Origin of the sequence: Aequorivita sediminis (genome assembly GCF_032080575.2) — a bacterium.
In the GTDB taxonomy this organism is placed as follows: domain Bacteria; phylum Bacteroidota; class Bacteroidia; order Flavobacteriales; family Flavobacteriaceae; genus Aequorivita; species Aequorivita sediminis.
The window spans coordinates 287,086-304,904 of sequence record NZ_JAVLSO020000003.1 but is presented as its reverse complement, the minus strand read 5'-3'; the positions used below and the strand labels follow the sequence as shown (position 1 = coordinate 304,904).

The 17,819-nt window shown below is 33.5% G+C and carries 14 protein-coding genes; 11 read left to right on the top strand and 3 right to left on the bottom strand.

Annotation, left to right across the window (positions count from 1 at the left end; genetic code table 11):
- The first annotated feature begins 12 nt into the window (after window positions 1-12).
- The 7 genes from RT250_RS07460 to RT250_RS07430 all read left to right on the top strand — a co-directional run bounded on the left by RT250_RS07460 (window position 13) and on the right by RT250_RS07430 (window position 6,199).
- Window positions 13-477, top strand: coding sequence for a tRNA (cytidine(34)-2'-O)-methyltransferase (locus RT250_RS07460; RefSeq protein WP_313113563.1), 465 nt, complete (start codon window positions 13-15; stop codon window positions 475-477).
- A gap of 198 nt (window positions 478-675) precedes the next feature.
- Window positions 676-1,305, top strand: coding sequence for a low molecular weight phosphatase family protein (locus RT250_RS07455; protein WP_313113562.1), 630 nt, complete (start codon window positions 676-678; stop codon window positions 1,303-1,305).
- A gap of 4 nt (window positions 1,306-1,309) precedes the next feature.
- A complete protein-coding gene (arsB, locus tag RT250_RS07450) occupies window positions 1,310-2,356 on the top strand; it encodes an ACR3 family arsenite efflux transporter (RefSeq protein ID WP_313113560.1) in 1,047 nt (348 codons plus the stop codon).
- Window positions 2,357-2,429: 73 nt separating this feature from the next.
- On the top strand, window positions 2,430-2,885 hold the full coding sequence (locus tag RT250_RS07445; RefSeq protein WP_313113559.1) for a GNAT family N-acetyltransferase: 456 nt from the start codon (window positions 2,430-2,432) through the stop codon (window positions 2,883-2,885).
- 85 nt (window positions 2,886-2,970) lie between these two features.
- Window positions 2,971-4,317, top strand: coding sequence for a DEAD/DEAH box helicase (locus tag RT250_RS07440; protein ID WP_313113557.1), 1,347 nt, complete (start codon window positions 2,971-2,973; stop codon window positions 4,315-4,317).
- Window positions 4,317-5,630 (top strand): DEAD/DEAH box helicase, encoded by a 1,314-nt coding sequence (locus RT250_RS07435; protein ID WP_313113554.1) that lies wholly within the window; start codon window positions 4,317-4,319, stop codon window positions 5,628-5,630. The genes RT250_RS07440 and RT250_RS07435 overlap by 1 nt, the downstream gene beginning before the upstream one ends.
- 119 nt (window positions 5,631-5,749) lie before the next feature.
- Window positions 5,750-6,199 carry a KTSC domain-containing protein gene (locus RT250_RS07430; RefSeq protein ID WP_313113553.1) on the top strand — a complete coding sequence of 150 codons (450 nt, stop codon included), beginning with the start codon at window positions 5,750-5,752 and terminating at the stop codon, window positions 6,197-6,199.
- A gap of 87 nt (window positions 6,200-6,286) precedes the next feature.
- Here the strand turns inward: RT250_RS07430 and RT250_RS07425 are convergent, their stop codons facing one another.
- On the bottom strand, window positions 6,287-6,691 hold the full coding sequence (locus RT250_RS07425; RefSeq protein ID WP_313113551.1) for a glyoxalase: 405 nt from the start codon (window positions 6,689-6,691) through the stop codon (window positions 6,287-6,289).
- Between the two features lie 190 nt (window positions 6,692-6,881).
- Here RT250_RS07425 and RT250_RS07420 point away from each other — a divergent pair, with 190 nt between their 5' ends.
- Window positions 6,882-8,417 (top strand): NAD(P)H-hydrate dehydratase, encoded by a 1,536-nt coding sequence (locus tag RT250_RS07420; RefSeq protein WP_313113549.1) that lies wholly within the window; start codon window positions 6,882-6,884, stop codon window positions 8,415-8,417.
- 78 nt (window positions 8,418-8,495) lie between these two features.
- Here RT250_RS07420 and RT250_RS07415 read toward each other — a convergent pair whose 3' ends face one another.
- Window positions 8,496-9,863 carry a TlpA family protein disulfide reductase gene (locus RT250_RS07415; protein WP_313113547.1) on the bottom strand — a complete coding sequence of 456 codons (1,368 nt, stop codon included), beginning with the start codon at window positions 9,861-9,863 and terminating at the stop codon, window positions 8,496-8,498.
- Between the two features lie 106 nt (window positions 9,864-9,969).
- Here RT250_RS07415 and hutH point away from each other — a divergent pair, with 106 nt between their 5' ends.
- Together hutH and RT250_RS07405 are read left to right on the top strand one after the other, a co-directional pair.
- The gene (hutH, locus tag RT250_RS07410; RefSeq protein WP_313113911.1) at window positions 9,970-11,481 is read left to right on the top strand and encodes a histidine ammonia-lyase; all 1,512 of its coding nucleotides are present in this window, start codon (window positions 9,970-9,972) and stop codon (window positions 11,479-11,481) included.
- A 32-nt stretch (window positions 11,482-11,513) separates the two neighbouring features.
- The gene (locus RT250_RS07405) at window positions 11,514-12,398 is read left to right on the top strand and encodes a T9SS type A sorting domain-containing protein (RefSeq protein WP_313113546.1); all 885 of its coding nucleotides are present in this window, start codon (window positions 11,514-11,516) and stop codon (window positions 12,396-12,398) included.
- Window positions 12,399-12,479: 81 nt separating this feature from the next.
- Here RT250_RS07405 and RT250_RS07400 read toward each other — a convergent pair whose 3' ends face one another.
- On the bottom strand, window positions 12,480-15,032 hold the full coding sequence (locus tag RT250_RS07400; RefSeq protein WP_313113543.1) for an ATP-dependent Clp protease ATP-binding subunit: 2,553 nt from the start codon (window positions 15,030-15,032) through the stop codon (window positions 12,480-12,482).
- 255 nt (window positions 15,033-15,287) lie between these two features.
- On the opposite strand from RT250_RS07400, the gene gyrA reads away from it, so the two are divergent.
- Window positions 15,288-17,813, top strand: coding sequence for a DNA gyrase subunit A (gene gyrA / locus RT250_RS07395; protein WP_313113541.1), 2,526 nt, complete (start codon window positions 15,288-15,290; stop codon window positions 17,811-17,813).
- Window positions 17,814-17,819: the final 6 nt, after the last annotated feature.

Here is a 17,819-nt window from a genome sequence, read left to right as displayed (position 1 = left end):
GTAACTTTAAGAATGGGATTTAACATTGTTTTATTTGAACCTGAAATACCTACAAATACTGGTAATATTGGACGCTTAAGCTTGGGTTCTGGATCAAATTTACATTTAGTAAAACCATTTGGATTTGAAATAGACGATAAGCGTTTAAAAAGAGCTGGACTTGATTATTGGAAGCATATCACCGTTCATATTTATGAAAGTATCGATGACTTTTATTCAAAAAATATGGGTGAGAACTTTGTTTATTTTTCTAGTCACGGAACCAAAGACTACTGCGATATAGATTTTATAGACAATATGTTCTTGATTTTCGGAAGGGAATCAACAGGTTTACCTGAAAAAGTTATTTCAGAAAATCAGGATTTACTCTATAATATACCAATTTACAGCCCGCATATTCGAAGTTTAAATCTTGCTAATGCAGTAGGAATAGTCGTTTATGAGGGGATACGAAATCTCAAAGTCAAGAATATATAGCCCTAAAACTTAGAAAAAAATCTCTTTTCGAACTCATTTAGGCTAAATTACATTCAAATAAAATTTACTTAACTTTAAAAATTTCTTTTTTCACTTATTTATTAATCGTAATATTGCGATGTATTAATAAATAGGAAAATGAAATATTTGTTAAGTGTCTTATTTCGAGTTTTTCTACCTATAAACTTACCTTAAAAAATGAACAATAATGTAATGTTGTTTTCAGAAATTGATAAAACAATTAGCTCTTTAGATACAAATAGTATTAGTAAAGAGCAAAAATCAAGGTTACAACCTTTAGTTGACTATATTCAATTAAAAGTTTTAAATAACGAAATAATTCGTTTTAATTTTATCTGCACCCATAACTCACGCAGAAGCCATTTTGCTCAAATTTGGGCACAAGCAATTGCCTGTTATTTTAACGTAAATAAATTTATCAGTTATTCAGCGGGAACTGAGGCCACAGCACTTTTCCCTAAGGTAGTAGAAACATTAAAAACTTCAGGTTTTCAAATTCATGTAATATCAGAAGGAGAGAATCCTATTTATAGCATTAAGTACGGGGTGAATCATCATCCAGTTATTGGTTTTTCGAAAACATTAGAAGATAATTTCAATCCAAAATCTAAATTTGCAGCAATTATGACTTGCGACTCAGCTAACGAAGCTTGTCCGTTTGTGTCAGGTGCTGAAATTCGAATTCCAATTACTTTTGAGGATCCTAAAGCCTATGATAATACTCCATTAGCATCTGAAAAATACAGAGAAAGGAGTTTGCAAATTGCGACTGAATTATTTTACATTTTTACTCAAATAAAATTATAAAGGAATGGCATCAAAAAAAATGAGTTTTTTAGACCGAAACCTAACATTGTGGATATTCGCAGCTATGGCTTTTGGTGTCGGTTTGGGATATTTTTTTCCATCATTTCCAGATATTATTAATTCATTTAGTAGCGGAACCACTAATATTCCTATTGCTATAGGTTTAATTCTAATGATGTATCCACCTTTAGCAAAGGTGAACTATGCATTACTCCCGAAGGTATTTAAGAATACTAAAATTCTGTCTATATCTTTATTTCTGAATTGGATTATCGCCCCCGTACTGATGTTCTTTCTTGCCATTACTTTTTTAAAAGATTATCCTGAATATATGGTAGGAGTTATTTTGATTGGTTTGGCTCGTTGTATAGCAATGGTTTTAGTTTGGAATGATCTTGCAGAAGGTAGTAGTGAATATGGAGCAGGATTAGTCGCTTTAAACAGTATTTTCCAAGTGTTTGCCTATAGTTTTTACGCTTGGATATTTATAACCATTCTACCTCCTTATTTTGGATTTGAAGGCGCAATCGTAGATATATCAATTGCGACAATAGCCGAAAGTGTAGCAATTTATCTGGGGATTCCATTTGTTTTAGGGATTTTAAGCCGTTTTATTTTAGTAAAAGCAAAAGGTGAAGAATGGTATTCCAAGAAATTTATACCCGCAATTTCACCAATCACACTAATTGCTTTATTATTTACAATTGTAATTATGTTCTCATTGAAAGGTGAATTAATTGTAGAAATACCGATGGATGTACTTATAATAGCTGTTCCCTTATTATTGTATTTTTCCTTGATGTTTATTATTTCATTCTTCTTTACTCGAGCATTTGGAGCGAGTTATGACAAGACTGCTTCAGTAGCTTTTACTGCAGCTGGAAATAATTTTGAATTGGCTATTGCAGTTGCTATAGCGGTTTTCGGTTTGAATTCAGGACAAGCCTTTGCTGGAGTTATAGGCCCCTTAGTGGAAGTTCCTGTTTTAATATTATTAGTTCGTGTTTCATTTTGGTTGCGCGATAAGTATTTTAAGATGGATTTAGAGTAGATTCTGAAGTCTCTTTATCAGTATATTTAAAAAGCAGAAACATTTAGATGTTATAATTTAACTAACTTTATAAATGATAAAGAGGTTAAATAACAATAATTTAGAGGTAGCTGAGCTAATTCAAAATATTTTTCACCAATCTTATGCTGTTGAGGCAGAACTTTTAAAAGTAGATGATTTTCCTCCTTTAAAAAGAACCTTAGGTAGTTATCAAAATAGTAAGATTTTATTTTTCGGGTACTTTAAAAATAAAAAGCTAGCCGGCGTTATTGAATTGGAAGTTTTAGAAAAATTTATTGACATCAATAGCTTAGTGGTTCATCCAACTTTTTTTAGACTTGGGATTGCCGGAGCGTTATTGGATTTTGTATTTGAAAATTATAAATTTAATTCTTTTAAAGTTGAAACAGCAGTTAATAATAAACCTGCAACAAAACTCTATGATAAATTTGGTTTTAAACCAATTAAGTATTTCGAGACCGACTGCGGAATAGAGAAAGTTGCCTTTGAAAGGCTTTTTGTAAAATAAAGTAATTCACTATTAAACTGTTAACTTAATACAAGAATTACCGCTTACCAAGAAAACCCTAAGTATCTTTGCCGAAAATAATTATATGCCCAATACATTTTCCGATTTAGGAATAAATTCTACCCTACATCAAAGTCTAGCTGAATTAAACATTAAGCTACCAACAGATATTCAACAAAAAACAATTCCAATAATCCTGAGTCAAGAAAAAGACGTTGTTGCCCTAGCAAAAACGGGAACTGGAAAAACTGCTGCATTTGGATTACCACTTTTGCAACTTATAGATTGTAAAAAAAATTATATTCAAGTAGTTATTCTTGCACCTACTCGAGAACTAGGTCAACAAATACGCACTAATTTAGTTTCTTTTAGCTCACATAGCCCTGAAATTAGTATTGCCTCAGTATGTGGTGGTATCCCTATAAAACCACAGATAGAGCGCTTAAAAAGCCCAACTCATATTGTTGTTGCCACTCCAGGACGTTTGGTTGACTTAATAAATAGAAAAGCCATTGACCTAACAAATACTTCGTATTTAGTTTTAGATGAAGCGGATGAGATGGTAAGTGCACTTAAAACCGATTTGGATTTAATCATTCAGAAAATTCCAAAGAATAGAAGAACATTATTGTTTACCGCTACCATGCCTGGAACTGTTAAACAGTTAGTTCAAAATTATATGAACAAAAATGTAGTTCATATTGAGGCAGAAATGGAAACCGTAGGACATCAAGGAATAGAGCATCAGTTTTTAGTAGTAGAGCCAATAGAAAAGCTTGATATTCTGCTTCACTTTTTAAGTTCGAAAGAAGGAGAACGAGGAATTATATTTTGTAAAACTAAAGCTGCCGTAAATAAACTAGCAAAGAATTTAGCCCTAAATAAATTTTCGTCAGGAGCCATACATGGAAGTCTTTCCCAACCTATTCGAGATCGAGTAATAGGGCAGTTTAGAGAAGGACATATCGATATACTTGTTGCAACAGATCTTGTGGCACGAGGACTTGATGTAAAAGAAATTAGTTACGTAGTAAATTATCACTTACCCGATACTTATGAAACTTACGTTCATAGAAGTGGTAGAACAGCTAGAGCGGGAGCAAAGGGGCTTTCAGTTACTATTTTACAACAAGAAGAAGCGTTTGAAATTCCTGAGTTTGAAGAAGAATTAGGAATTGTTTTTGACGAAATGAAAAAGCCTGATGCCCAAAGCACTGAAGAAAACAACACTTTATTATGGGCCAAGAAAATTTTTAAAACAAAACCAAACCGAACAATATCATCTGAATTTAGAGAGAAAATAGGAACTGTATTTCATCATTTGACCAAAGAGGAATTAATTGATAAAATTCTTGCCCATCAACTGGCTCAAACTACTATTGCAGCGCCAAAGGAAGAAGCAACAACAAAGAAAAAGAAGAAAAAGAAATAATGGCAAACGAAATAAAAGACCGACAGGATATTCTGGCAAAGCTGAACATTTCAGCCTTAAATCCTATGCAGGAGAAAGCTATTAAAACAATAAAGAACAATTCAAATACAATCCTCTTATCCCCAACGGGTACAGGGAAAACCTTGGCTTTCTTGTTGCCTATTTTAGATAGTTTAGATGTAGATAATTCAGAAATTCAAGCATTAATTGTGGTTCCTACACGAGAATTGGCTATTCAAATTGAGCAGGTGGTCAGAAATATGGGGTCAGGGTTTAAAGTAAACGCAGTTTACGGAGGTAGGTCGAAGAGTAAAGATAAAATAGAACTTAAACATACCCCTGCAATATTGATTGGTACACCTGGTAGAATTTTAGATCATTTTGACGATGACCGCTTTTCTAAAACAAGTATAAATACTCTAGTTTTAGACGAGTTTGACAAGTCCCTAGAGATAGGATTTGAAAGTGAGATGAGTGAAATTTTAAGTGAATTAAATAATTTAAGTAAACGCATTCTAACATCTGCAACACAAGGAGTTGGGGTTCCAAAATTTGTGAATTTAACCAATCCAATTGTTTTAGATTTTTTAACTGAAACTACAAACCCAAAGCTGTTAATTAAAACTGTGGTTTCAGAAGAAAAAAACAAGCTCCAAACCTTATTGAATCTTGTAGAATATTTGGGAAATCAGCCAGGAATTATTTTTTGCAATTTTCGCGAAAGTATCGATATGGTTAGTGATTTTCTAAATGATAATAGGGTAGGTCATACTTGTTTTTCAGGGGGTATGGAACAAAAGGATAGAGAAAGAGCACTTATAAAATTTAGAAATGGTACCAGTCAGATACTGGTATCTACCGATCTTGCTGCCAGAGGAATTGATATCCCTGAATTAAAATATATAATTCATTACGAGCTTCCTCATTCGGCTGTAGAGTTTACGCATAGAAACGGAAGAACAGCTAGAGTTAACGAAAAAGGTACAGCATATGTGCTAAAATGGAAAAATCAGCGTTTGCCCGATTTTATCGAAAAAATAGATACTATAAAAATCCCTAGAGTTACCCCACAAGTTCAACAGCAACTGGAAACGCTTTTTATTTCAGGAGGAAGAAAAGACAAAATATCTAAAAGCGATATTGCCGGCTTATTTATAAAACAAGGAAATATAAGTCAAGAACAGTTGGGGAATATTGAATTAAAACAAGACTGTGCCTTTGTAGCTGTGCCCTTAGAGTTAGCAAATGATTTGGTGAAAAAATTAAACAACAGCCGACTTAAAAAGAAAAAAGTAAGAATATATATTCTTTAATTAATAGATATTAACCTTAGTCATTTCTTCTCAATAATAGATTTATAAAATGAAATTTTATAAAATGCTAATTATAAGATATTAAGACGTACTTTCGCGGCCGCAAAAATAGCGAGGATATGAAACGCATAAAAGAATACAAAAAACTCTTTGGAGTTGAAAAAGAAATAGAATTAAAAGCTTTAAAAACTAGTTACCGCAATCTAGTAAAAGAGTGGCACCCAGATAAATTTCAAGAAGGTGATCCGCTACGTGAAGAAGCAGAGTTAAATTCCCGTAAAATTATTGACGGATATCATTTTTTAGTAAGTATAGCACCAGAAACTAAGGCTGCAAATCTTAATGAATTTACCCAAACATTTACAAATGCTGGAATTGATGATTTCCAACACAAAGGAATGCTTTTAGAAATTACTTACTTAGATGGTAGCACTTATGAATTCTTCGGAGTAACTAGATCTATCTATATAAAAATGGTAAATAGTGATAAATTAAACCGTTTTGCTAAACGAACTATATATCCAAACTATTTATATAGAAAATCGAAACGAATAATGGAGGATGCTTAAATGTAGAAAGCGCATTGTTGAATAAATTATTACTCCAAGCGCTTCAAATCAAAATGAAGCGCTTTTTTATTATATTAGTTTAATAATTTAAACATATTCAAATTCTAATAATTGAATATTACTTTTTATCCTTTCCTTCACAATATCCATCATTCGTTTATTCAAAGCGGATGAATTTTCAATATATTTTTGATATTCATTTAAGGTAAACTGTCCGATAATAACTCCTTTTAGAGAGTTTCGAAACTTAATATCCTTATTGATGGAATTATCAATGTATTCTAGTTTTTTCTCGACGTTGAGATCATAAAATACATTTTTATGCTTGGCAATATAATTGCGAAATACAGCTAATAACAAATCGCTTTGTAGTTTGATAATTGGCCTGATTGTTTTGTTTTGAAAACATTCATCGTCAGACATTTGAGGGTTGACTTTAGCCGAAGAAATTTCTGGACGCATTAAAAGCAGTAAACTATCACGAGTTTCCATAATGTGTTTTTCTTAAAGTTATAAAATAACAAGTCCATACTGATGCATTTCTCAATTAGTTATAAACGTTCTTTCAACAATAGGAAATAATGTTATTATATTTGAAGAAACTTTGACCTCCTCTATATTTGGGTGTTATATTTATGGTTTAGAAAAACTTATAAAATAAAGATGAAAATTATAATATTATATGAAAATATTCTCCGCAGAACAATTATACGAAGCAGATAAAATTACTTTAGAACAACAACAAATTACCACCGAAGAATTAATGGAGCGTGCCGGCGCTCAAATTTTTAATTGGTTACACGAACGTTTAGATGGTGCTTCGGTACCTATACGTATTTTTTGTGGAATTGGTAACAATGGTGGGGATGGCTTGGTTTTGGGCAGATTATTGATTGAATCAGGCTATAATGTTATAGTGTATGTGGTTAATTGTAGCGATAAACGATCTAAAGGCTTTCTTTACAATTATAATTTAATTAAAAATGTAACCAAGGATTGGCCAATATTAATGAAGGATGAAAATGACTTTCCAGAAGTTGATCCTGAGGATATAATTGTAGATGCTATTTTTGGAATAGGTCTAAACCGTTGTCCTGATGGATGGGTAAAGAAATTGATTCAACATTTAAATTCTAGTCCTGCTTTTAAATTAGCTATTGATATCCCAAGTGGTCTGTTTCCTAATAAAGCTCTAAAGGATGAAAAGGCTGTTTTAAGAGCAAACCATACGCTGACATTTCAAACTCCTAAGTTTGCTTTCTTCTTACCTGAAACAGCTCAATTTGCTCCAAGTTATGACATATTAGATATTGGATTAGATAGAGAGTTTCTTGTAAATACGAAGCCAATAGCGCAAATAATTTCTAAGCCTGAAGCACAAAATTTATACAAACATCGCGAGCGATTTGCACACAAAGGAAATTTCGGTCACGCGTTGATTGTTGCTGGGAGTTACGGAAAAATTGGAGCTGCTGCTATTTCAACAACTGCAACTTTTAGAATTGGAGCTGGTATGGTTACAACTTTTATCCCTAAATGTGGATATCCTATTTTACAAACTACTGTCCCCGAAGCAATGGTTGCTACAGATACAGAAGAAAATTTTATAAGTAAAATTAATGTTGATTTTGAACCCGCTGCGATAGGAGTTGGAATGGGTATGGGGAAAAATAAACTCACCGCTGAAGCATTAAAAAGCTTATTTAAAAACTACAAATCGCCAATGGTGATAGATGCTGATGCAATAAACTTAATTTCCGAAAATAAAGAGTTGCTAAAACTACTTCCAAAAAATTCAATTCTTACGCCACACCCTGGTGAATTACAAAGGCTTGTTGGTAAGTGGAAAGATGATTACGATAAAATCGAGAAAGTAATTAAGTTCTCAGTTAAACACGAGGTGTTGGTTGTAATAAAGGGATCGTATTCCATAATAGTATTTGGTGAAACACTTTACATTAACAACTCAGGGAATCCGGGTATGGCTACAGCAGGTAGTGGAGATGCGCTTAGCGGTGTTATTACAGGATTATTATCTCAGGGATATGATATATTAACATCTTGTGTGTTTGGAGTATATATGCACGGTTTTGCAGGAGATCTAGCTGTAAATCAAATGGGATATGAAGCTGTTATGGCGAATGATATAGTTAATAATATAGGTGAAGCTTATATGATGCTATTTGCAAAAGACCAAGCTGAAGTGAAAAACAATTAATTAAAAAACCACGAATTCAAGTTTTACTTAAAAGTAGAGTCTTGTATTCGTGGTCTATTATAATGAGATAAACTTTTTTTAGATTAACTCATCAAACATTTGTCTTAATTCAGGATCTGAAGGTCTAGGCGCATCAGCTGAAACAATATTTCCTTCGGTATCTATCAAAATAAACCTGGGGATTCCAAGAATCGCGTAGTCCTCAACAAATTTAGATTTCCAATTGTTATCTGCCATCAGTTGAATACCTACTAATTCTTTCTCAGCTACCATATTTTTCCACTTGTCGTAATCTTTTGGTTCATCAATAGAAATACTTACAAATTGAATGTTTTTTCCTTTGTAGTCATTCTCAACTTCTTTTAAGAAAGGAATTTCACGTAAACAAGGTCCGCACCAAGTTGCCCAAACATCCACATAAACATATTTACCTCTTAAACTTTCTAGAGATGTAGTGCCTCCTTTATAATTTTCATAGTTAAACGTAGGAGAAGGCTTACCCTTAGTAATTTCTCTTAATTTGTTGTATTGCTCCGTAAGCTTAGCTAAATTTTCAGGATTTGGATTACTGTTTTTATAAATATTATAGGCTTCTTCTAAACCTTCATCGGCCTTAAGGCCAAACTGTAAATAAGAACTCATCATTCTGTCCTTAGCATATCCGTTTGGAAGAGCTTCGTTTATTTTATTTAGGAAAAGTATAGTTTCGTTCGCATCTGTATTTTGTGAAGCTTCTTCTGAAACTAATCTGTTGTAATGTACTTGAAGCAAGTTTTGATAAGCAGTAGAATTTCTAAACGCTAAGGTATCTTTAAAATTTATGTCATTAAGTTCATTGTAGAATTCTTTAGAAACTTCAAATTCTTGATTTCCAGAAAAATGGCGATGCCCACTTTTATAATTTTCTATCATAATAGCTCGCGCATATCTGTCTTCATCGGCTAAGTTTTTCTTAAAATTATCATTAGCAATTTTACTCTCGCTAAAAAGAGAATCTAAACTTTTCTGATTTTCGTCTATTTGTTTTAAAAATGCCTTTTCATCCTTAGAAAATAACTCTTTTAAATCTACATTTTGCTCGTTCCACAGATATTTTGCAGCCAAGAAATTATTAATATCAGCTAAATCTCCGCTATATTTCAAGCTTTCATCAAATTCTTCTGCATTTAAAGTAACCGATAAGTTTTTGCCTTTTTCTAAGTATATTTCAGTGCGTTCACGACCAACATAAAGTTCATAAAACCCATCTTTTTTAATGTCTAAGGTATCTACAAAACTCCCCGTTTCGGAGATTGGCACTCTTGATTCAAAACCATTACCACGAACAAATGCTGTTTCACCAGTGTTATTTGTAACGGTACCATTAATTATGGTGTAAGTGGGCTTTTCTTCAGTATTACAAGAAATGATAAGCAACACAATAACAATCCAACTTAATTTTTTCATTTTTAATAATTTAAAATTATGACTTACAAAATTAGGGTTTTTGAAAGATAGAAAAGGTGGTAAGGAGAGCAAAAATCAGTATTTTTGTGAAAACAAAACATTTATAATGCAAGACATACATTACATAAGCTCTGAAATTCTTGATTTAGAGTTAATTAAGGATATAATAGATAATCACAAAAAGCTTGATCTTTCTGAAGAGGCTCAACTTAATATTAACAAATCCCGTGAATATTTAGCAAATAAAATAAAGGATAATGAAACTCCAGTTTACGGTATAAATACTGGATTCGGATCCCTATGTAATGTAAAGATATCTTCGGAAAATCTTTCGAAATTACAAGAAAACCTTGTTATGAGTCACGCTTGTGGTACTGGGGAATACGTTCCAAAACCTATTATAAAGCTTATGCTTTTGTTGAAAATACAATCCTTAAGTTATGGTTATAGTGGCGTGCAACTGGAAACCGTTAAAAGGTTAATCGATTTTTATAATAACGATATTTTACCTGTAATTTACAATCAAGGAAGTTTAGGAGCTTCAGGAGATTTAGCACCATTAGCACACCTATCTCTACCTTTATTAGGGAAAGGAGAAGTTTATTATGGAGGAGAGCGTTTGACAACAGAAAAGATTTTGAAAAAATTTAATTGGCAACCTATAAAGTTACAAGCTAAAGAAGGTTTAGCATTATTAAATGGAACTCAATTTATGAGTGCTTATGGGGTGTATTGTTTACTTAAAAGTTACAAATTATCCTATTTAGCCGATTTGATTAGTGCTATTTCTATAGATGCGTTTGATTGTAATATGAGTCCATATAATGCCCTTGTGCATTTAGTAAGACCGCATAGAGGACAAGTAAAAACTGCGGAGCAAATTTTAGACTTTCTAGAAGGTAGTGAAATAGGAGTATCTGAAAAGAAAAACGTTCAAGATCCATATTCTTTCCGTTGTATTCCTCAAGTTCACGGAGCAACTAAAGACACAATTCATTTTGTAAACAAAACTTTTAAAACTGAAATAAACTCAGTTACCGACAATCCAAACATTTTTGTAAAAGACGATTTAATTATTTCTGGCGGTAATTTTCACGGTCAGCCATTAGCCTTAGCACTAGATTATTTGGCAATCGCAATGTCTGAACTTGGGAATATTTCTGAAAGAAGAACCTACCAATTAGTTTCTGGATTAAGAAATTTACCAGCCTTCTTAGTTAATAACCCAGGATTAAACAGTGGGTTTATGATTCCTCAATATACTGCTGCAAGTATAGTAAGCCAAAATAAACAATTGGCAACTCCAGCTTCAGTAGATTCTATTGTTTCATCTAATGGTCAAGAAGACCACGTAAGTATGGGGGCTAATGGAGCAACTAAATGTTTACGTGTAATTGAAAATATTGAAACTATTTTGGCTATTGAATTGATGAACGCTTCTCAAGCTTTAAAGTTTAGAGAACCAAAATCTTCGTCACCATTTATTGAATCATTCTTAAAGCCTTACCGTTCTATTGTACCCTTTATTGAAAACGATAGAATTATGGCAGACGATATTCACGCAACTATTGCATTCATCCAATCCTTAGATGTTGATTCTGAAATAATATTCGATTAAAATAACGTAAGCTTTTAACCAAATACTGAATTATGAAAAGTATATTATCAATTCTAGTTATTTTTATTTTAAATATTTCTGTATTTGCCCAGAGTTATAAACCTTTGTTAGATAATATTAATGAATGGCATTTTACAACTTGCTTCTCTGGATGCTTAACGGATGCTTATTATACTGATGGTGATACTATTGTAAATGGTAAAAATTATAAGATTTTGGACGGCTATCACTATATATCCCGTACATTCTTACTTCGTGAAGATATAGCCACCCAAAAAGTTTACATAAAGTTTGCAACTTCTGAACCTAGTGATGAGTATCTGTTATATGATTTTTCATTGAGTGAGGGAGATGTTTTTGATATGAAAAACCCTGTCACTCCTTTTCCACGTGATGGAGGGCTTTTTGTAGTAGATTCTATTATAGCAAGACCTTTAGAAGATGGAAACAATTATAAGCATTATTATTTTTCACCTGCCCCGGGGAATACTACTAGTAACAATAATGCCGTTTGGGTTGAAGGTGTAGGATCTTTATCGTTAATAAATGCTCCTGGAGGTAAACCAAATATCAATGAAGTAGGGGAACTTAGTTGTTTTTTTAAAGATACTGAAGTTTTTTATGCCAATTTGGACTCAATTCAAGACTGTATTCCGATTCATCTAGGTATAACAAAAAATTATTTGGAAGAAGTATTTGTTACAAAACAATTAAACAGTAATACTTGCATCCTAAGTAACACTCAGAAAGTGGAAAGCGTAAAAGTTTTTAATCTGTCAGGCAAGCTATTGAGTAAAATCAATAACAACGGAAATGCCTCAGTTACTGTAGATTTATCGGCCTATCAAGATGGTTTATACATTCTATTAGCGAATGGGTATGGAGATGCTAAGAAGTCATTTAAAGTATTAAAGTAAATAGTACAATAAAGATTTTGTCATAAAAAAACTCTTCGCTGATTATTCAACGAAGAGTTTTTAGTTTAAAGCTATATCATTTTACGACTCGGTCGTTTTCTTTTGCTTATTAATTTTTATGGTAAGCTCATCTTTCTTTTCATCCAGATCCATAATTATAGAATCGCCTTCATCTAAATTGCTGTTGATGATTTCTTCAGCAAGGGCATCTTCTATATACTTTTGAATCGCTCTGTTTAAAGGACGCGCTCCATATTGTTTGTCAAAACCTTTGTCAGCAATATAATCCTTGGCTTTATCGGTTAATTTTAGGTCGTAACCTAAATCTGAAATACGTAGGAATAGTTTGTTCAGTTCAATATCAATGATTTTATGAATATCCTCTCTTTCAAGAGCGTTAAAGACCATAACATCATCAATACGGTTTAAGAATTCTGGCGCAAAAGTTTTCTTTAAAGCATTTTCAATAACACTCTTAGTATGTGCTTCTTCTTGACTTTTCTTTGCAGAAGTACCAAAACCAACACCTTGACCAAAATCTTTGATCTGACGGGCACCAACATTAGAAGTCATAATAATAATGGTGTTTCTAAAATCAATTTTTCTACCAAGGCTGTCCGTTAAATATCCATCATCTAAAACCTGTAGAAGCATATTGAATACATCTGGATGCGCTTTTTCAATTTCATCTAAAAGCACAACTGCATAAGGTTTTCTTCTAATTTTCTCAGTAAGCTGACCACCTTCTTCGTAACCAACGTATCCTGGAGGTGCTCCAACCAAACGAGAAATAGCGAATTTCTCCATATACTCACTCATGTCAATACGAATCAAAGCATTATCTGAATCGAATAACTCTCGTGCTAATACTTTTGCAAGTTGTGTTTTACCAACTCCAGTTTGACCTAAGAAAATAAATGACCCAATAGGTTTGTTTGGATCTTTTAATCCTGCTCGGTTTCTTTGAATTGCTTTCACAACTTTAGAAACAGCCTCGTCTTGACCAATAACTTTACCTTTAATTCTATCAGGTAGTGCGGCTAATTTGGTTGTTTCGGTCTGTGCAATTCTATTTACTGGTACACCAGTCATCATAGAAACTACTTCAGCAACATTGTCTTCAGAAACAGTTTCTCTGTGAAGTTTTGAATCTTCTTCCCACTTTTCTTGTTCCGTAGCGAGCTCTTTTTCAAGATTTTTTTCGTCATCTCGAAGTTTTGCCGCTTCTTCATATTTCTGTTTTTTAACTACAGTGTTTTTAAGTTCGCGAACTTCTTCTAATTGTTTTTCAAGTTCTAAGATTCTATCTGGAACGTGAATATTGGTAATGTGCACACGTGACCCAGCCTCATCTAACGCATCAATTGCTTTATCTGGAAGAAAACGATCTGTCATATACCTATTAGTAAGCTTTACACACGCCTCAATTGCATTTTGAGTATAGGTTACATTGTGATGCGACTCGTATTTATCTTTAATATTTTCGAGAATTTCGATTGTTTCTTCAACAGTAGTTGGTTCAACCAACACTTTTTGAAAACGTCTTTCTAATGCACCGTCTTTTTCGATATACTGTCTGTATTCATCTAATGTAGTTGCTCCAATGCATTGTATCTCTCCACGAGCTAATGCTGGTTTAAACATATTTGACGCATCTAAGGAACCGGTTGCTCCCCCTGCACCCACAATAGTGTGAATCTCATCGATGAATAGAATAATGTCATCATTCTTTTCAAGTTCGTTCATTACAGCTTTCATTCGCTCTTCAAACTGTCCGCGGTATTTGGTACCAGCAACAAGACTAGCCAAATCTAAAGTAACCACCCTTTTATCGTATAGAATTCTTGAAACTTTTCTTTGTATAATTCTTAGGGCTAAACCTTCAGCAATAGCAGATTTACCAACACCTGGTTCACCAATAAGTAAAGGGTTGTTTTTCTTTCTTCTACTCAATATTTGTGAAACGCGTTGAATTTCATCTTCACGGCCTACAACAGGGTCGAGTTTTCCTTCTTCCGCCATAGCGGTTAAATCTCTACCAAAGTTGTCCAAAACTGGTGTTTTCGACTTTTTATTGGATTTAGCAGAAGAACCTGTAAATAAATTCTCCTTACCACCATCCTGTGAAGAATCATTATCCTCATTTGGAAATGCATCGGCACTTGGCGTATCTATATATTCGTCATCATTTGTAATCATAAGTTTAAATTGATTTTTAACCCCGTCATAATCAACTTTCATTTTATTTAATAATTTGGTTGTAGGGTCGTTTTCATTCCGTAGAATACAAAGTAACAAATGTGCTGTATTTATAGAATTGCTTTGAAAAAGCTTGGCTTCTAAAAATGTTGTCTTCAATGCTCTTTCTGCCTGACGGGTGAGATGAAGGTTTTTTTTGTCGTTAGTATTTGTAATTACGCCCGGGTTTGCTGGGCTTAATATTTCTACTTTTCTTCTTAAGTGGTTAAGATCTACGGTAAGTGCATTAAGTATAGTTACCGCCTTACCATTACCATCTCTTAAAAGCCCAAGCATTAAATGCTCTGTGCCAATAAAATCGTGGCCTAAACGTAAGGCTTCTTCCTTGCTATAAGCAATTACATCTTTAACTCTAGGTGAAAAATTATCATCCATATTTTAAATCCTCTCTTCTTTTAGATACTAAATTAACCAAATTAAGGCAAATACTGTTCCTCTTTAATATGGTTTTAGTAAAAGGACAAAATATAAAGGGAATTTCAAAAGATAATTAACGATACTTATTAACGATTAATAGGCGTAAATTTGTTAATAAATTCGTGAATAAACCATATCAAAAACCCCTGTTAAACCTGCGAAAATGCGTATCTTGCTGCATTAGTTTAATAACGATAATTAATTCTATTTTTTATGACGGAAGGTGAGAAAGTGATCCCTATAAACATTGAAGATGAAATGAAATCTGCCTACATCGATTATTCGATGTCGGTCATAGTGTCACGTGCACTGCCAGATGTTCGTGATGGAATGAAGCCTGTTCACAGAAGGGTTTTATTTGGTATGCACGAATTAGGTATTAGAGCAACTGGGGCTCACAAAAAATCTGCGAGAATTGTAGGAGAGGTGCTAGGTAAATATCACCCACACGGTGATACCTCTGTATATGATGCAATGGTGCGTATGGCCCAGGAATGGAGTTTACGCTATTTATTGGTAGACGGTCAAGGTAACTTCGGATCTGTAGATGGTGATAGTCCAGCTGCAATGCGTTATACAGAAGCAAGAATGCAGAAAATTTCTGAAGATATGCTTGCTGATATCGATAAAGAAACTGTAGATCATCAATTAAACTTTGACGATACATTAAAAGAACCTACTGTTTTACCTACACGAGTTCCTGGACTGTTAATTAATGGTGCCTCTGGAATTGCTGTAGGTATGGCAACAAATATGCCTCCACATAACTTAACTGAAGTTGTAGACGGAACTATTGCCTATATAAACAATAACGATATAGACATCGATGGGTTGATGCAACATATTAAAGCACCAGACTTCCCGACAGGAGGAATAATTTACGGATACGAAGGGGTTCGTGAAGCTTTCCATACTGGTCGCGGACGTGTAGTTATGCGTGCAAAAGCAACTTTTGAGGAAGTTAATGGTAGAGAGTGTATAATTGTCACTGAAATTCCTTACCAGGTAAATAAAGCGGATATGATTAAGAAAACCGCTGATATGGTGAACGAAAAGAAAATTGAGGGTATAGCCAATATTCGTGACGAGAGTGACAGAAAAGGAATGCGCATTGTATATATATTGAAACGGGATGCTATTCCAAATATCGTTCTTAATACATTATATAAGTATACAGCCTTGCAATCTAGCTTTAGTGTTAACAATATTGCACTAGTAAAAGGAAGACCACAATTATTAAATTTAAAAGAATTAATTCATTATTTCGTTGAACACCGTCACGAGGTGGTGGTACGACGTACAGAATACTTACTTCGCAAAGCTGAGGAGCGCGCACATATTTTGGAAGGTTTAATTATTGCATCTGATAATATCGATGAAGTAATTAGATTAATCCGTGCGTCTTCTAATGCAGATGAAGCAAGAGAAAAACTTATTGAAGCTTTCAAGCTTTCTGAAATTCAGGCCAAGGCAATTGTTGAAATGCGTCTTCGTCAATTAACTGGACTGGAACAGGACAAATTGCGCAGTGAGTATGAAGAGTTGATGAAAACGATTGAAGATTATAAAGATATTCTTGCTCGTAAAGAACGTAGAATGGAAATTATAAAAGAAGAGCTTGAAGAAATTAGAGCTAAATATGGTGATGAACGTCGTTCAATAATTGAATATGCAGGAGGAGATGTAAGTATTACAGATCTAATCCCAGATGAGCAGGTGGTAATTACGATTTCTCACGCCGGCTATATAAAGAGAACCTCACTTTCAGAATACAAAACTCAAAATAGAGGAGGGGTAGGTCAAAAAGCTTCATCTACACGAAATGAAGATTTCTTAGAATATCTATTTGTCGGTACAAACCACCAATATATGTTGTTCTTTACTCAAACTGGAAAATGTTTCTGGATGCGTGTATTTGAAATCCCTGAAGGTACAAGAACATCTAAAGGTAGAGCAATTCAGAATCTAATTAATATTGGTCCAGAAGATAAAGTAAAAGCCTTTATCTGTACGCAAGACTTAAAAGATGAAGATTACATCAATAGCCATTATGTAATTATGGCTACAAAAAAAGGACAAGTTAAGAAAACTCCTTTAGAGCAATACTCAAGACCTAGAGCCAACGGTATTAACGCCATTACAATTCGTGAAGACGATGAGCTTTTAGAAGCAAAACTTACAACTGGTGATAGCCAAGTAATGTTGGCAGTTCGTTCAGGAAAAGCAATTCGTTTTGAAGAAGAAAAAACCCGTCCTATGGGAAGAAATGCGTCTGGGGTTCGCGGAATTACTCTAGGAGATGAAAATGATGAAGTGGTTGGAATGATTGCGGTTAACCCTGGTGATTCCGATATATTAGTAGTATCTGAAAATGGTTACGGTAAAAGGTCATTAATAGATGATTATAGAATTACCAACCGTGGTGGAAAAGGTGTGAAAACTATTAATATTACCGAAAAAACCGGTAAATTAGTAGCGATTAAGAATGTGACAGATGATGATGATTTAATGATTATCAATAAGTCTGGCATCGCAATTCGTATGGCAGTTTCCGATTTAAGAGTTATGGGTCGTGCTACGCAAGGTGTTCGCTTAATAAAAGTTAGAGAGGATGACGCCATTGCTGCAGTTGCAAAAGCAATGAAAGATGAAGACGAGGATGAGTTAGAAATTGTTGACGATAATAATGATGGCACTACTCTTGATAATAACGACACACAAACCGAAAATAACGAATAAAAATTA

Excerpts from the sequence above, each read along its gene's own strand:
- arsB (WP_313113560.1), top strand. The coding sequence starts at position 1,310 with ATGGCATCAAAAAAAATGAGTTTTTTAGACCGAAACCTAACATTGTGG.
- gyrA (WP_313113541.1), top strand. The coding sequence starts at position 15,288 with ATGACGGAAGGTGAGAAAGTGATCCCTATAAACATTGAAGATGAAATG.
- RT250_RS07455 (WP_313113562.1), top strand. The coding sequence starts at position 676 with ATGAACAATAATGTAATGTTGTTTTCAGAAATTGATAAAACAATTAGC.
- RT250_RS07425 (WP_313113551.1), bottom strand. The coding sequence starts at position 6,691 with ATGGAAACTCGTGATAGTTTACTGCTTTTAATGCGTCCAGAAATTTCT.
- hutH (WP_313113911.1), top strand. The coding sequence starts at position 9,970 with ATGCAAGACATACATTACATAAGCTCTGAAATTCTTGATTTAGAGTTA.
- RT250_RS07460 (WP_313113563.1), top strand. The coding sequence starts at position 13 with ATGGGATTTAACATTGTTTTATTTGAACCTGAAATACCTACAAATACT.
- RT250_RS07400 (WP_313113543.1), bottom strand. The coding sequence starts at position 15,032 with ATGGATGATAATTTTTCACCTAGAGTTAAAGATGTAATTGCTTATAGC.
- RT250_RS07415 (WP_313113547.1), bottom strand. The coding sequence starts at position 9,863 with ATGAAAAAATTAAGTTGGATTGTTATTGTGTTGCTTATCATTTCTTGT.
- RT250_RS07435 (WP_313113554.1), top strand. The coding sequence starts at position 4,317 with ATGGCAAACGAAATAAAAGACCGACAGGATATTCTGGCAAAGCTGAAC.
- RT250_RS07440 (WP_313113557.1), top strand. The coding sequence starts at position 2,971 with ATGCCCAATACATTTTCCGATTTAGGAATAAATTCTACCCTACATCAA.
- RT250_RS07445 (WP_313113559.1), top strand. The coding sequence starts at position 2,430 with ATGATAAAGAGGTTAAATAACAATAATTTAGAGGTAGCTGAGCTAATT.
- RT250_RS07405 (WP_313113546.1), top strand. The coding sequence starts at position 11,514 with ATGAAAAGTATATTATCAATTCTAGTTATTTTTATTTTAAATATTTCT.
- RT250_RS07420 (WP_313113549.1), top strand. The coding sequence starts at position 6,882 with ATGAAAATATTCTCCGCAGAACAATTATACGAAGCAGATAAAATTACT.
- RT250_RS07430 (WP_313113553.1), top strand. The coding sequence starts at position 5,750 with ATGAAACGCATAAAAGAATACAAAAAACTCTTTGGAGTTGAAAAAGAA.